The 14,907-nt window shown below is 46.7% G+C and carries 13 protein-coding genes; 6 read left to right on the top strand and 7 right to left on the bottom strand.

The features are described from left to right. Positions 1 to 167: 167 nt before the first annotated feature. From QUA44_RS26610 to QUA44_RS26600, 3 genes are all read right to left on the bottom strand, one after another. Complete coding sequence (locus tag QUA44_RS26610) at positions 168 to 1,370, bottom strand: 4-hydroxy-3-methylbut-2-enyl diphosphate reductase (RefSeq protein ID WP_333255989.1); 1,203 nt, start codon at positions 1,368 to 1,370, stop codon at positions 168 to 170. 240 nt (positions 1,371 to 1,610) lie between these two features. Beyond that, positions 1,611 to 3,050 (bottom strand): ammonium transporter, encoded by a 1,440-nt coding sequence (locus QUA44_RS26605; protein WP_333255987.1) that lies wholly within the window; start codon positions 3,048 to 3,050, stop codon positions 1,611 to 1,613. 455 nt (positions 3,051 to 3,505) lie between these two features. Then, positions 3,506 to 4,423 (bottom strand): SGNH/GDSL hydrolase family protein, encoded by a 918-nt coding sequence (locus tag QUA44_RS26600; RefSeq protein WP_333255986.1) that lies wholly within the window; start codon positions 4,421 to 4,423, stop codon positions 3,506 to 3,508. Positions 4,424 to 4,706: 283 nt separating this feature from the next. Between QUA44_RS26600 and QUA44_RS26595 the strand changes: the two genes are divergently transcribed. Further along, on the top strand, positions 4,707 to 5,309 hold the full coding sequence (locus tag QUA44_RS26595) for an IS607 family transposase (RefSeq protein ID WP_333255984.1): 603 nt from the start codon (positions 4,707 to 4,709) through the stop codon (positions 5,307 to 5,309). A gap of 262 nt (positions 5,310 to 5,571) precedes the next feature. On the opposite strand, the gene QUA44_RS26590 is transcribed toward QUA44_RS26595, so the two are convergent. Both QUA44_RS26590 and purE read right to left on the bottom strand, forming a co-directional pair. Beyond that, complete coding sequence (locus tag QUA44_RS26590) at positions 5,572 to 7,173, bottom strand: ammonium transporter (RefSeq protein ID WP_333256002.1); 1,602 nt, start codon at positions 7,171 to 7,173, stop codon at positions 5,572 to 5,574. Positions 7,174 to 7,256: 83 nt separating this feature from the next. Continuing rightward, positions 7,257 to 7,778: a 5-(carboxyamino)imidazole ribonucleotide mutase gene (gene purE, locus QUA44_RS26585; protein ID WP_333255982.1), complete on the bottom strand. Its 522-nt coding sequence runs from the start codon at positions 7,776 to 7,778 to the stop codon at positions 7,257 to 7,259. Positions 7,779 to 8,009: 231 nt separating this feature from the next. On the opposite strand from purE, the gene nagA reads away from it, so the two are divergent. The 3 genes from nagA to QUA44_RS26570 all read left to right on the top strand — a co-directional run bounded on the left by nagA (position 8,010) and on the right by QUA44_RS26570 (position 10,727). After that, entirely contained in the window at positions 8,010 to 9,239 is a 1,230-nt protein-coding gene (gene nagA / locus QUA44_RS26580) for an N-acetylglucosamine-6-phosphate deacetylase (protein ID WP_333255980.1), read from the top strand. Between the two features lie 208 nt (positions 9,240 to 9,447). Then, complete coding sequence (gene bchM / locus QUA44_RS26575) at positions 9,448 to 10,134, top strand: magnesium protoporphyrin IX methyltransferase (RefSeq protein WP_333255979.1); 687 nt, start codon at positions 9,448 to 9,450, stop codon at positions 10,132 to 10,134. A gap of 200 nt (positions 10,135 to 10,334) precedes the next feature. Next, on the top strand, positions 10,335 to 10,727 hold the full coding sequence (locus QUA44_RS26570) for a DUF423 domain-containing protein (protein WP_333255977.1): 393 nt from the start codon (positions 10,335 to 10,337) through the stop codon (positions 10,725 to 10,727). A gap of 41 nt (positions 10,728 to 10,768) precedes the next feature. On the opposite strand, the gene QUA44_RS26565 is transcribed toward QUA44_RS26570, so the two are convergent. After that, on the bottom strand, positions 10,769 to 11,863 hold the full coding sequence (locus QUA44_RS26565) for a hypothetical protein (protein WP_333255975.1): 1,095 nt from the start codon (positions 11,861 to 11,863) through the stop codon (positions 10,769 to 10,771). 489 nt (positions 11,864 to 12,352) lie between these two features. Continuing rightward, positions 12,353 to 12,505: a hypothetical protein gene (locus tag QUA44_RS26560; protein WP_333255973.1), complete on the bottom strand. Its 153-nt coding sequence runs from the start codon at positions 12,503 to 12,505 to the stop codon at positions 12,353 to 12,355. Positions 12,506 to 12,744: 239 nt separating this feature from the next. Here QUA44_RS26560 and QUA44_RS26555 point away from each other — a divergent pair, with 239 nt between their 5' ends. Together QUA44_RS26555 and QUA44_RS26550 are read left to right on the top strand one after the other, a co-directional pair. Further along, a complete protein-coding gene (locus tag QUA44_RS26555) occupies positions 12,745 to 14,178 on the top strand; it encodes a phosphoglucomutase/phosphomannomutase family protein (RefSeq protein WP_333255971.1) in 1,434 nt (477 codons plus the stop codon). Between the two features lie 363 nt (positions 14,179 to 14,541). Continuing rightward, the gene (locus tag QUA44_RS26550) at positions 14,542 to 14,817 is read left to right on the top strand and encodes a LapA family protein (protein WP_333255970.1); all 276 of its coding nucleotides are present in this window, start codon (positions 14,542 to 14,544) and stop codon (positions 14,815 to 14,817) included. Positions 14,818 to 14,907 lie beyond the last annotated feature (90 nt).

Genomic DNA, 14,907 nt, shown 5'->3' with positions numbered 1-14,907 from the left:
CAGAAATGCGAGCGATCTGGTAATTGGGGAGAATTAATGGTTTGAAATTAGTTTAACATCGGAATTATATCTTTTTGCGAGCGAGGGTCTCGGTCGCACTCGCAAAGAGACACTCGCCCTGCACTGATGAAAATCATGATTCCGAGTGCAGTGGCGAAACAATATAATTACACAACAGCCGCTTTCATCGCGAAAATGCGATCGATCGCATCTTCAACAACCTTATCAGGCGTAGAAGCACCCGAAGTCACGCCGACTACAATTTTACCATCCGGTAACCAACCTTCAGTTACCACCAAATCTGCCCCCAAAGGCTTGTGTTCGATGCGATTTCCCGGTAAAATGCGCTCCGCACAATCAATGTGATAAGAAGGAAGAGTTTTGTCGATCGCAATTTCCTGCAAATGCGTAGTATTAGAAGAATTAAAACCCCCAATCACGAGCATCAAATCCAACTTTTCCTCAACCAAACTCAACATAGCATCTTGGCGTTCCTGAGTCGCATCGCAGATAGTATTAAAACTGAGAAAATGTTCGTTCAACTTCTCGGTTCCGAACTTCCGCATCATCGTTTTTTCAAACAACTTGCCAATCTTCTCAGTCTCAGTTTTGAGCATAGTAGTTTGGTTAGCAATCCCTACACTTTCTAAATCCACATCGGGGTCAAAACCAGCATAATAAGCCTTGCTAAATTTAGCAAGAAACTCATCGCGGTCGCCCCCGTGCAAGATATAATTGCTGACATATTCAGCCTCCTGCAAATTCAGCACTATCAAATACTTATCAGCAAAAGAACTCGTAGCAACAGTTTCCTCATGCTTGTACTGACCGTGAATAATCGAAGTGTAATCCCTCTTTTTGTGCTTCTCAACAGTATTCCAAACCTTAGAAACCCAAGGACAAGTAGTATCAACAATCTTACAGCCCTTATCATTAAGCAACTGCATTTCTTGGACGCTCGCCCCAAAAGCGGGTAAAATTACTACATCCCCGCTATCGACAACCGAAAAATCTTTCAGTCCCTTTTCAACAGAAATAAAACCAACTTCCATATCGCGCAAATGCTGATTTACAGAGGGATTATGAATAATCTCATTAGTAATCCAAATTCGTTCTGACGGGAAATGCTGGCGAGTCTCGTAAGCAATAGCTACAGCGCGTTCCACCCCCCAGCAAAAGCCAAAAGCCTCAGCCAGCCGGATCGTAACTGCGCCGCGTTCCAGTCTGTAATTATTGTCGCGAATTTGCTGGATCAGACTGCTTTGATAAGCTGTCTGCATCACCCCAGCTACCTCAGCTTCGTGTCCGAAACCCTTGCGGTGGTAGTTTTCAGACTGTTGGAGCGATCGTTTAAAAGCTTTAGTATCCATGCGGTATCGAGTTGAAATCTAGGTTAATTACCTTTGATTTTAGAATGCCTGGGGTGCGATCGCGATTATTGGCTCAGTAGCGAAGAGGGGATATGCTATTTATACGATCGACACAGGTCGAGGAAAGAAAGAATGAACCGCGAAGACGCCTTCGCGATTCGTTAAAAAAAAACTTAAAAAAAGCCCAGAGACCCAGATAGCTGAGTCTGTGCACGATCGAACTCCCACAGAAAATCAGCTTCAAATCTTCTTAGGCGCAAAAGGAGAACTCGATTCAAACGAACTGAAACCGCCGGCAAAATCCTCACCGTAAGCTTCTTCCCCGTGCAGGTCAATATCCAAACCTTTGTCTTCAGCAGATGACGGCACTCGCAGTTCCATAAACTGTTCCAAAATTTTCAGGATCACAAAAGTGCCGACAGCCGCAAACACGTAAGTAGCTAGAACGCCTACAAACTGGGTCACGATTAGCCCCGGATTCCCGGCAAATAGCCCGTCATTTCCGGCAGCGTTAACCGCTTTAGTCGCAAATAAGCCAGTCAGAATAGCGCCTACAGTTCCGCCGACGCCGTGAATCGGGAAGGTATCCAAAGAGTCGTCAAATCCCAGCTTAGCCCGCCAACTAACGGCAAAGAAGCAGCAAACCGAAGTGATCGATCCGATCAAAAGCGCCCCCACTGGAAGCACAAATCCAGCCGCAGGTGTGATGCCCACCAATCCCGCTAGGAAACCGCTAGCAATTCCGACTGCTGTCGGTTTGCCTCTAAGCACCCATTCGACAATTATCCAAGTTAAACCGCCGGCTGCTGTAGAAACCATTGTGGTGACAAAAGCCACTGTTGCTAAAGAACCAGATCCGAAAGCGCTACCACCGGTGAAGCCAAACCAGCCGAACCACAGCAGCCCAATTCCCAACAAGACGTAGGGTACGTTGTGGGGGGTGTGGGGTTTCTTCAAGTGGTCTTTGCGGGGCCCGATTACCCAAGCTGCGACAACCGCAGAAACACCGCAACTGATGTGCACGACTGTGCCGCCGGCAAAGTCTAAAACTCCGATCGCCCCCAGCCAGCCTCTACCCCAAACCCAGTGGGCTAAAGGAGAGTAGATGAAGGTAGACCACAGCAGCACGAACCAGAAATAGGTTTTAAATGTTACCCGTTCGACGATCGCCCCGGAAATCAAGGCTGGAGTGATGATGGCGAACATCATCTGGTACACCATGAAGACTTGGTGAGGTATTGTCGGTGCGTAGCCGATCGGATCTGGTGTGTCCGCCGTCACCTTGTTCAAGAACATCCAGTCGAAGCCGCCGATGAAGCTTTCGATCCCTTGGCCAAACCCTTGAGGATTTAGGTTGCTGGCGGTGACATCAAAGGCCAAACTGTAGCCCCACAGCGTCCAGGTGACGCCGATCAGTCCCATCATGACGAAGCTCATCATCATGGTGTTGAGGACGTTGCGCGATCGCACCAATCCCCCGTAGAAAAAGGCCAGTCCCGGTGTCATCAGCAATACCAGTGCTGAGGACACCAACATCCACGCCGTATCGCCGCTGTCGATCGGATTCGGCACCACTGCAGCAGCAGTACCAGCAGCATCTTGAGCTAAGGCATTGTCCGTTAGCGGTACGCTTAACAGCCACAGCGCCATGATGCCGATCATTAAACTTTTTTTGATCACGTTAGTTGTACCTTCTCATACTCAGCAATTTTCCGGGAAGACCCAGCCGATTTTAGATGCGAGGATTTTAGATGCAATAGTTATTTGGTTTTAAGTCCGTGTTTTAGCGGAACAAATCTTCAATAGATAATTCCCCAATCCTCAACCTCCCGACTTCGTATAGCCGGACTCATCTAAATTCGTCAACTATCAATCCAATGGTCTATGCCTTTTGGATTCCACCATTTGTACAAACAGTTATTCTGTATCACCTTATACTAAATAGCTAACTATCATATTTCTTAATGTATCAGTCGCTACTTGACATAGCCAGTGACAACAGAGTAATCGGAGAGGGGAGTCGAGGAGAGGGCGGGAGTTTTGAATTGGGGAGAGTGGGAGGAGGAGAGGGGGAGAGTTGGGGAGAATGTTACTTCATCCTTGATCTTTCTAACTAATGAGTCATGACTCATGACTCATGACTCATTTTTCAACTGCATCTGATCGAATAGTTGCAGGGCCGATCGCCAAACCAGATAACCTTGATCGTTAAGGTGCAAGCCATCTGTGCTGAGTTCGGTTGGTAAATTGCCGTCAGCATCCGCAAACAGCGGGTACAAATCCAGATACAAAACATTTTCAGAACTAGCAATTTCTTTCAGCCGTCGATTTATTGCCCTAATCCGACTGTTAGGGATTGCCAACAGGCGATCGCGATTTTCCCAAGTAGCTTGTTCCCCGCTGTGGGGCAAAATCGACTGCACAACCACTTGTGCTTTGGGGTGAGCCCACCGCAAATCGCGAATAATCTGCCGCTGGTTGTCCAAAATCCCTTCGTCGCTGATCCCCCGCAACAAATCGTTAATCCCAATCATCACAAACACCGTATCCGGCGCAGTTCGATCGAACAACTGCAACCGCTTCAGCAAACCCACGGAAGTCTCTCCCGAAATGCCTTGATTCAGCCAAATTCGATCGACTGGTAACAGCTTGGTCGGAAACCACATACTGAGAGAATCCCCAGCCAAAACACTCAGTCTTGAGGGTCGATTCGCCGCCGCCGCCTCAGCTTCGCGACCCAACTGCGTCACCCACTGCTGGTAAGTCCATTTATGTCGCGGTCCGGCAACAGGCACGTCTAGCACTGCGTTTGCAGAGGTAGCCAGTTGGTCAATTTGTTCCTGGGCGCCTTCTGCCGTCACCGCATCATTCGCCTGGAAGCTTTCTGTCAAGTTGTGTCCCTGCAGCAGTAGTTGAGCGACTGTAACTATCAGTACCCCGTTCGTCACCAAAGATAGCAAAGCCCAAACCGGAACACTTTTCGATCGGCTAACTTCCATCCCTAAGAGGGATTTATGAGTTCTACTTCTGCTACCTCCTCCAAACTTCTCCATAAACTCAAGCTATTTGCAGGCCTCACACCGAATAATTTGCACTGAATTGCTGCATCAAATTTTACCGCTCAATTAAAGCCTCAATTCTTGTAAGAATCAAGCACTGTGCTGTGTTGGGCAAGGGCGGCGATGCAGAACTTTGCTTTTTCGCACTACTTTACCACAAAAAATCTGCCTACCAAACTTTCTTGCACCGCAATCGGATTTGTCAAAGCTGCAGCCCTGCACAAAAATATATCTAAAAGTGATCGAACTTACTCAGTTCTGATGCTAAAATCCAAAAATGAAAAAATTAACTATAACTGAAGCAGCCAAAATTAAAGGTGTGAGCGCTTCCACCTTACGCAGGTGGGAAGCCGAAGGCAAGCTAATACCGGAACGCACGGCTAACGGTCACAGACGGTATGACCTAGCTCATCTTCTCGGCTTAAAACCCAACGGCGCTTTAACCATAGCTTACGCTCGGGTTAGCAGCCACGACCAAAAAGATGATTTAGACAGACAAAAACAAGTTTTGGAATTGTTTTGTGCATCTCACGGCTGGCAATTCCAAATCATTGATGATGTGGGTTCTGGGGTTAATTACAGTAAGGGGGGTTTACAACATCTAATTCGGGCGATCGCAGACAATCAAGTAGAAAGGTTGGTATTAACTCACAAAGACAGACTGCTGAGATTTGGTTCGGAACTAATTTTTAATTTGTGCGAACACTTTGGGACAGAGGTAGTGATTATAAATCAAACCGAAAATACTAGCTGTGACGAGGATTTAGCTAAAGATATACGAGAAATAATCACTGTTGTCTCCGCCCGCCTTGATGGCAGCAGGAATCCCAAAAACAAGCGCGTCCTTGAAGAACTTAAAGCAATTGCCGATCAACTCTAATCAATACACCAGCTTGCCAAGTTCGTTAGTTACAGATTCTCAATTACCAATTACCAATTATCGGCGCACATCTCATGCAATCGAAAACTAAAAATAAAATTATGCCCGCGTTCGCATCGAAGATTGAAACGCGAGCACAACGATAGACAGCCATAAGTTAGTGGCTATTTCAGAGTGTGGTTTCTCTGAATAAAGGCGTGAATTAGCTGATAAATAGCTAATCTAGGACAGGAAAGCTGAATTGGTCGATCAAGCGCACGCTCTACAGTTTGGTACTCTTGCCTCCAGAACCCCCACCATAACCGCCGTAGCTGGTCTCACTTCTGTTGTCCAAGCTCGTTTCCTTCACAAACCCCGTGTAAGCTTCCATCCCATGTTCGCCGATATCCAAACCTTCAGCCTCCTCTAAAGCAGAAACGCGGATACCCAGCAAAGCTTTGAGTGCCAGCCAAAAAATCGTACTCAGCAGCACGGTCATCCCGCCTACAGAAATAATGCCGACCAACTGCGCCCAGAGTTGACCGAAACCTCCGCCCACAAGCAATCCGGCTGCGGGGCCTGCGGTATAAAGTCCAGTTGTAGGCCCGTCAGCAAACAAGCCCACTGCCAGAGTTCCCCAGATGCCACAGACTAAGTGAACTGAAGTTGCGCCTACAGGGTCATCAATTTTCAAGTTGTCGAAGAAAGTTACGGCGAAAACTACCAGGATACCGGCGATCGTGCCGATAATGGCAGAGTTGGGTATGTTGATCCAAGCACAGCTAGCTGTTACCCCGACTAAGCCTGCGAGGATGCCGTTGATAATCATCGAAAGGTCGGGTTTGCCAAGGTAGAGCCAAGCTGTAATCGTTGCAGCAACTCCCCCGAAGGCACCGGCAGTGTTGGTGGTGATGGCAATGTGGGCGATCGCATTTGGATCGACTGCCATTGTCGAACCGGGATTGAACCCGAACCAACCCAACCACAAAATCAAACAGCCCAGGGTAGCAATGCTCATGTTGTGTCCCGGCATCGCCACAGTATCGCCGTCGCGGTACTTACCAAGCCGCGGCCCCAAAAATGCCGCTCCCATCAAAGCAGCCCAACCGCCTACCGAGTGAACCACTGTCGAACCGGCAAAATCCCAGAATCCGGCTGTTGCCAGCCAGCCGCCGCCCCAAATCCAGTGTCCGGTAATCGGGTAAGCAATGCCTACTAACAGCAAGCAGAAAATTAAGAATTCAAGGAATTTAATACGCTCTGCAACGGCCCCAGAAACGATTGTGGCAGCAGTTCCGGCAAAAACTAATTGGAAAAAGAATTTAGCGTTGAGGGGTATTCCCGTCCAGTTTAATGCGTTGAAGATGCCTTGATAAGCATCTCCTGTGGCGGGGCTGTTGTCAGCTACATTCCACAGAAAAAATCCGCCGCTGCTGCCGATAAAACCGTTGCCGTTGCTGAACATTAACGCAAAACCGATCGCCCAAAATGCGATCGTAGAAAGCGCAAAAACAATCAAGTTTTTGGACAACACGTTGACTGCATTTTTTTGGCGGCAAAAACCGGTTTCCAACATACCGAAACCGGCGTTCATAAAGAACACTAGCATCCCAGCCACCATGACCCACATGGTATCCATGCCCACCTTAAGGCTGGCTAATTGTTCCTCGGTGGTTGGCGCGGGAGCTGTTTGGGCTACCGCCGCATATCCCCACACCAAGAAGATGATTGCAGCTAAAGGTATGCAGGCTTGCCAACTTGGAGTGAGGCGGGCGATCGCCCGTGGTAACTTCTTCAACCTGTTGACTTTCGTAAAAAATTTAGCTGCTGGCAAATTTAAAGCCTCCCGCCTGACTTGTTTCGACTTTTTCTTTCCGACAGTCATTTTAATCACTTTTACCCTCTTTACGGCTAGTAAGCTCAGCAATATTCGGAAAACTTTCCAATCTTACTACAAAAGTTTATGGATTATTTGTTGAGATTGAGATAGTTATGATAGCCTAGCTCTTCTAGTTGATTTTGTTTTTTCAGTACAGATTCGGACAAAGTTTTGCGGTAATGCAAAACTCGCTCTAGCAATTCTGGCTGATGAGCTGCCAGTATCTGAACTGCCAGCAAGCCAGCATTCTTAGCGTTGCCGATCCCCACTGTTGCTACGGGTATCCCGGCTGGCATTTGGACGATCGAGTACAGCGAATCTACCCCTTGCAGGTGGCGGCTCGGTACGGGCACGCCAATCACTGGCAAGGGGGTTAAAGATGCTACCATACCTGGGAGGTGCGCCGCTCCCCCGGCACCTGCGATAATCACTTTCAAGCCTCGTTGGTGCGCGGTTTGGGCGTATTCCACCATGCGATCAGGCGTGCGGTGCGCCGAGACGATCGCCACGGAGCAAGCAACACTGAATTCTTCGCAAACTGCGATCGCATCTTTCATGGTTGGCAAATCCGAATCGCTACCCATAATAATTCCAACTGTCGCTTGATTCATACAATTTTCAGATTTCAGATTTCAGATTTCAGATAAATGCTAATTTTAAATGATTGCGTTAACTCAAATTTAGATATTTTGTACCAAAACTGACCCTTAAAAGCAATTTTGCCACCAGCCCCCGTCTGAGCAGCCCTGCAGCCAGCAAAAAGCTCCCCCTCCTCACCAGCCACCGGATTTATCCGTAGCGAATATTAAATCTAAAATCTAAAATCTAAAATCTAAAATCGGATGACTGAAGCCACAACCCCAACTGCCACACCCACAGATATTCTCAATGCTCGCCTCCCCGGTTGCAAGGATTTGCAGATGCTTGCTGTTGACGAAACGGGAATAATTCAAGAAGTTTTACCGATGGACGCCGTATTTAAACGGATTTGTCCTCCCCATTTGCACGTGCTTGATATAGCAGGCGATTGGCTTTCTCTGGGCGGTGTTGACTTGCAGATTAACGGGGCCCTCGGTTTTGCTTTTCCCGATTTAGAAAGCAAGCATATTGAAATTTTGCCAAAAATTTGTCAATTTCTGTGGAATCAGGGAGTGGATGCTTTTTTGCCGACTTTGGTGACAACTTCGGTGGATAAGTTTAGGCGATCGCTCTCGACTATAGCTGATTATATCCGTACTGCAAAAACTACTGTTGCCGCAACCAATAAAGCCAAAACAGCGGAAATTATCGGCGTTCACCTCGAAGGCCCTTTTCTCAACCCCCAGAAGCGAGGTGCTCACCCAGTTGAGTTTTTGCTACCGCTAACTATAGAAAATGTCAAGCAAGTTTTAGGAGATTGTGCCGATATTGTCAAAATAATTACTTTAGCGCCGGAGTTAGACAGCACTGGCGAAGTCATTTCCTATTTGCAAAGTTTGGGAATTTCCGTCAGTCTCGGACACTCCCAAGCGACGGCAGAGCAAGCTCAACAAGCATTTGAGCGGGGAGCTTCAATGGTAACTCACGCTTTTAATGCGATGCCGAGTTTGCACCACAGAGAACCGGGTTTGTTGGGAGCGGCGATTGTTTATCCGGGCGTAAAATGCGGTTTAATTGCCGACGGGAAGCACGTTTGTCCGACAATGATAGATTTTTTGCTGCGCGCTGGTAGGTATCAAAAAGGCGTTTTTTTAGTGAGCGATGCTTTGGCTCCTTTGGGTTTGCCTGACGGTGTTTATCCTTGGGATTCCCGACAAATTGAAGTCAGAAAAGGTACAGCTTGGGTAAGATTAGACTACCACTCGCCCCTGGAATCTGCTACTTTGGCAGGTACAACTCTGCCGCTGTTGGCGGGAGTTCAGAATTTGGTAGAGTGGGGAATTTGCGATGCCGAAAGTGCGATCGCCCTGGCAACTGAATCTCCGAGAAGGGCGATCGGAATTTCGGGAATTATTGGCAAATCGGCCACTCAATTGTTGCGCTGGAATTCAAATGCGGCGACAAAGGAATTGACTTGGCATCGACTCTTTTAGCCTGTTATACCATTTTAGATTAAAGAATTGAAAAAGTGGGAATCGGCGAACTGGTATTACCCGATTGATTTGAGATTTTAGATGTGCCCTTTTTATCGAAAATCTCAAATCGCCAATCTAAAATCTGTTGTTGCAAGTTGCACATTTTCCGAACCGGATTGCTATATAATATCTAACCGTTGGCAATAACTCAGCAGCAGGCAGATCGATGAATTTGGTAGACGACAAGACTATAGTTAGACAGTATTTTAACTCGACGGGATTCGATCGCTGGCAGCGAATTTACGGCGACGGCCAAGTCAATAAAGTTCAGCTAGACATCCGCACCGGCCACCAGAAAACGGTGGATACAGTCCTCGAATGGCTGCAAGCTGACGGCAATTTGCCCGGGCTTTGTGTCTGCGATGCCGGTTGCGGTGTGGGATCTCTGAGCATTCCTCTGGCTGACGCTGGGGCAATTGTTTGCGCTAGCGATATCTCTGAAAAGATGGTAGCAGAAGCTTACGATCGATCGACAGCAGTTCCCGGCAAGCTCTACAACATCTCCTTCGCAGCCCAAGATTTGGAAGCTTTAACCGGCAAATTCCACACAGTGATTTGTTTGGACGTGCTAATCCACTATCCTCAAAATAAGGCTGCAGAAATGATCGCTCACCTAAGTTCGATCGCCGAATCGCGACTAATTCTTAGTTTTGCCCCCAAAACCTTAGCACTTACCGCCCTCAAAAAATTTGGTGAGCTTTTCCCAGGGCCCAGCAAAACTACCCGGGCTTACCAGCACCGCGAAGCTGATATTATCAAAATCCTAGAAACCAACGGCTTTGTTATTAACAGAACAGCCATGAATAGCACTAGCTTTTACTATTCTAGGTTGCTGGAAGCAGTTCGCAAATAGGGTAAAAATATCCGTTAAAAAGCGACTTTCTTATAAACGTAGGGTGCGCGCCACGCACCTTTCCTTCGCCGATTTAAAGTAATAGACTTGCATTGCATTTCGCAGCTTTCATCAGAATGAAATTATCTGCGTGTATCTGCGTTGCATCTGCCTTATATCTGCGGTTGACCGGCTCGCATCAAATTACCAATTAAACAAATATGTCAACGCTAATCCTAACGCGCATTTTCATAGCAACAGCAGCCGTATTCGGAGGTTTATCCGTTGCAGGCGGTGCTTTCGCCTCCCACGCTTTGAAAAATCAATTGAGCGATCGAGCTTTAACCATTTTTGAGACCGGCGCCCGATATCAAATGTACCATGCCCTGGCTTTATTACTCGTCGCTTTGCTCTTGAGCCGCGCCCAAGAGTCTCAAACCTTTTTTGCAGTGGCTGGATGGGCTTTTATTGCCGGCACAATCATCTTTTCAGGCAGTTTGTACGCCCTGAGTTTGAGCGACATCAAATGGCTGGGTGCAATTACGCCACTGGGGGGAGTTGCTTTTATTGTTGGTTGGGGATGTTTGGCAGTCGCAGCTTTTAGTTTTAAATAGGCAAATGGTCAATTTTGAAGCAATTACCAATTAGCCATTACCTAATTATCAAACACATCCCTGGAAAACATCTCTGTCAAAGTACGCAAGTAAGGTACAAATACCGTTAAATCTTCAGCAGGAAGCCGCTCACATATTTCCCAAAATAAAATCAGCAGCATATCCTGCACTAACTCCCAACTTACATGAAGTTTCGGGTACAACATCACGCAAATTGGAAACAATTCTTGCTGTACCGGGTGAATGCTACCTTCCAAAACGCACCAGCACAAATAGCTTTGAAAAATCTCGACATCCCTGATACCAGAATTTTTTACCTCGCGATCGCTCAAATACCCGCTGCTGCTGCGGTATCCTTGATGCTGGGAACTAGCTCGATCGTACACTGCACTAGCAATCTGAGTCGTGTGCTGCAATAAATGCTGAACGGCTAATAGAGCTCTAGAATTCGGGGGCTGATTCGCCGCAGCCTCGTTAATCTCTCCGTAGGGAATGTGCAGGTAGTCGTCTACAACTTTTAAGTAGGGCGCAAATTCCGATCGCTCTGACTCCGAAAGACATCCTAACAAGATTTTGCTAGTGTATTGAAACTCCATTGTCACAAATCCCAACACTAACGGATCTGTCTCTGAGTATTTTCGCCTCACCTTGATAATATCTTTTCCCACCAGCACTGACAAGCGGAAAACAGGTTCTCTATCCGCATAAGCGTCTATTGCTTTCCGATATAAGGTGCGAGTGTCGGCGGAAATTTCTAAAGGATTAATTAAGCTCTTATCGATCGCGTGGCGCTCTATTTGTTTCCCTAAAAGAGCTTCTACTCTACTCCAAGCTATCTCGCTGGCTAATTTCAGGGTATCTGTCAATTTGTCAACTATTGGAGCTCTATTTCCCTCAAAATTAGTTAAATCGAGCCTTGGGAGAATTTGGCGTGGCGCTTGGTTCTCTCGTGTCGCAACTGTACTGTAATATTTTTTTGCCCAGCTAACTGCGAAGGAAGAAACGCTGACACCTTTAGCTTTTGGGAGTTTGTCAGTGTCCGATCCGGTAATACCTTGGGACGCCTGACTTGCGCCCTGTTGAAGTTGGTCTGCTGCTGGTAAAAATTTTGAAGATATTTGTGAAATACCCGTCATGATAAACCTCGTTTTTTTATTAAGTCGCACCCGGTCGATTCTCCTAATTTTTAACGTTGTTAACTACAATTTTCTGCATTTGTACGCTGACAGTCATCAGCCATTACGCTTAAAGCTATAAGCCATTTGGCTAGACTGCCTGCATCTTTTATAAGCTGCACGTTAATAACGCTATTTATTGTGCGAAGGATCACCCTCACCCTGTGATCGTGATCCTAAGTTATTTTTTTGACCTATAAAGAGGGCTATAAATAAATTTACTTTGTCTTAAAAGCTGAGAATTAAAGTCGAGTATGCCTCAAAAAAACTGCTTGAAATACTTTATCTTTGTTTTGGAGTGCTTCGATCGATCACCCTAACTTCTTAAAGAAGCTAGCTTACAGCGCGATCGAGCAGTGACTGTGGTTAATTTATTTCCCTACCTGAATTAGAAATGTATTTTGAGGCTGGCGATTGTTAGGAAACCGTAACAAATTCAACAATCGGGTTTTATAAATAAAGAATAAAATTTGAGATAAGAATCAGATTTATGTGCATTTCGTTAATGCCATTGCCAGCGCGGTTTTTTGCGCTCAGTTTTTTAGCTTCCCCGTGAAGCGAAGCTATCCCGTAGGGAATCGCCCGCAATAGATCGTCGTCCATTCGATCGGCAAACTACCCTTCAAAGCCGGAATTGGCGAGTGACTCGCCTGATCTCTCCCACATTTTGCCAACTCTGAGTTTTTCGAGTCCTCTGCCGGAGGCCGAAGCCTGTCTCTACAACGATAGGATTAGGTTGATGCGGGCCCCACGGGCGATCGATCCTCACAAACAGCACGGCCAGTACGTCTTTAAGGCTATGGCTTCGGGTAGGATTAGTAGGACGAAAGGAAGTGAATAAAATGAGCGCCAGCAGCAATTCAACAGAAATCAAGTTCGGAACCGATGGGTGGCGGGGACTGATTGCCCATGACTTTACTTTTGCCAACGTGCGAAAAGTCACCCGGGCGATCGCCAGTTACCTAGAAACCGCTTACACCAAAGACCGCCCAGTGCTAGTATCCTACGATACCCGCTTTCTGGCAGACGAGTTCGCCCGCACCTCTGCCGAAGTCTTGGCAGATTTGGGATGGACTGTGCTTGTGGTCGATCGAGATTGCCCCACACCAGTCATCGCTTACAGCGCCAAGCATCTCAACTCCGCAGGAGCCCTGATGTTCACCGCTTCCCACAATCCCGCACCTTACTGCGGCATCAAATACATCCCCGACTACGCCGGCCCGGCTACCCCGGAAATTACCGATACAATTGTGGCAAATATTGCTGGTGCTTCTGATGCCCCGGCGAAAGGCAGTCACAACGATAAAATCTCCACTTTTGACCCGAAACCCGAATATCTGAAGTTTCTTTATACTTTGATCGATGTGGAGCGGATTCGCTCTGCTAAGTTGAAGGTCAAGTACGACGCTCTCTATTCGACTTCTCGCGGTTATCTCGACGACGTTTTGGAACACTGTGGTTGCGATGTCGAAAGTTTTCACACCTACCGCGACGTGCTGTTTGGTGGCGGAATGCCCGAACCCAAGGGCGAACAATTAGTCGAGTTGGTGGAAGCTGTTAAGAAGGATTCGGCTGATTTGGGTTTAGCTACCGATGGCGATGCCGATCGCTTTGGTATTGTTGACGAGTTGGGAAATGTCTTGACTCCAAATACTGTACTGTTGCTGCTGGCGCGTCACTTGGTTAAGAATAAAGGATTGACTGGGGCGATCGTCCGTACAGTCGCAACTACGCACTTGCTCGACAATATGGCCGCCAAGTACGGTTTAACAATCTACGAAACGGCAGTCGGTTTTAAATACATCGGCGAAAAAATGCGGGAAACTGCCGTGCTCATCGGTGGCGAAGAATCTGGCGGTTTGAGCGTTTTGGGTCACATTCCCGAAAAAGACGGGATTTTGGCTGATATGCTAGTTGCTGAGGCGATCGCCTATGAAGGCAAACCGCTTTCTCAGCTAGTCGAAGAAGCCATTAAAGAAGCCGACGGCCCCCTGTACAACAAACGCTTGGACTTGCACCTAGAAGAAGCCCACAAAGCAGCCGTTTTGGACTCTTTTACCAAGAATCCCCCCACAGAAGTAGCAGGTATTGGCGTTAAGGAAATCGGCCGCAAAGACGGAATTAAACTTTATCTTGAAGATGGCGGCTGGGTATTGCTGCGGCCTTCGGGAACCGAACCCCTGATGCGCGTTTACATGGAAACAAATTCTGTGGAAAAAGAAGCCAAAGTTGCCCAATACATGGAAAAGGTAATTTCTCAGTTAGAACCTGTTTAAATTTCAACCTATTCCAACGCGGGGTTTTTCTCTACCGCTTGAGATTGTGAGGTGCCCGCAGAGCACCTCACATCTTTTTGATAACTCTTGTAGAGCCTCTGAACATTCATCAACGATAATGCTCAGCTAGTTATATATTGGCAATACACGTGGATTTGTTAAAGTTTGGGATTGGTAAATTTATTTATTTTAAATTTTTAATAATTAAAAAATTTCCTAATTTTTTTCCGCATCTACTTGACTTTTTCCCTAGTCTTATTGTATATTATTAAATAATGGGATATTTGCACAAATAAAACTTTAACACATATTTAGATTGTAAAACAATTATATTAGTTAAATAAGTAGCCTGTCAACCCTTTTATGAAAACAATTCCTCTGCTCGCCATTAGTTTTTTATTAGCAATTTTAGCCAGCGCGATCGGCATTATCTCAGTGCAAAACGCCGCCCCAGTATCCTTAAACTTTATCTTTTTTCAATCGATACAAATGCCCGTAGGAGTAGTATTGGCAATGAGCATTAGTGCAGGACTGATCGGCGGTGCGCTGCTGCAACCGCTGTGGAACCTTTCAGAGTCGCAAAACTCGCGTCCTAAATTTCCGGCAAATCCAGAAGACTCCAACACCGCAGAATATTAAGTTAATTGCTGAATTGTATCGGCTCAATAAGTAGGGGAAGGAGTTATTCTAATTGCCAAGACAAACCCAAGGGATGAAGAGAAGATTTTT

This window comes from Microcoleus sp. N9_A2 (assembly GCF_036701775.1).
GTDB lineage: Bacteria > Cyanobacteriota > Cyanobacteriia > Cyanobacteriales > Microcoleaceae > Microcoleus.
Note: the sequence above shows the minus strand (reverse complement) of the source record. Positions and strands in the feature narration are given on the sequence as shown.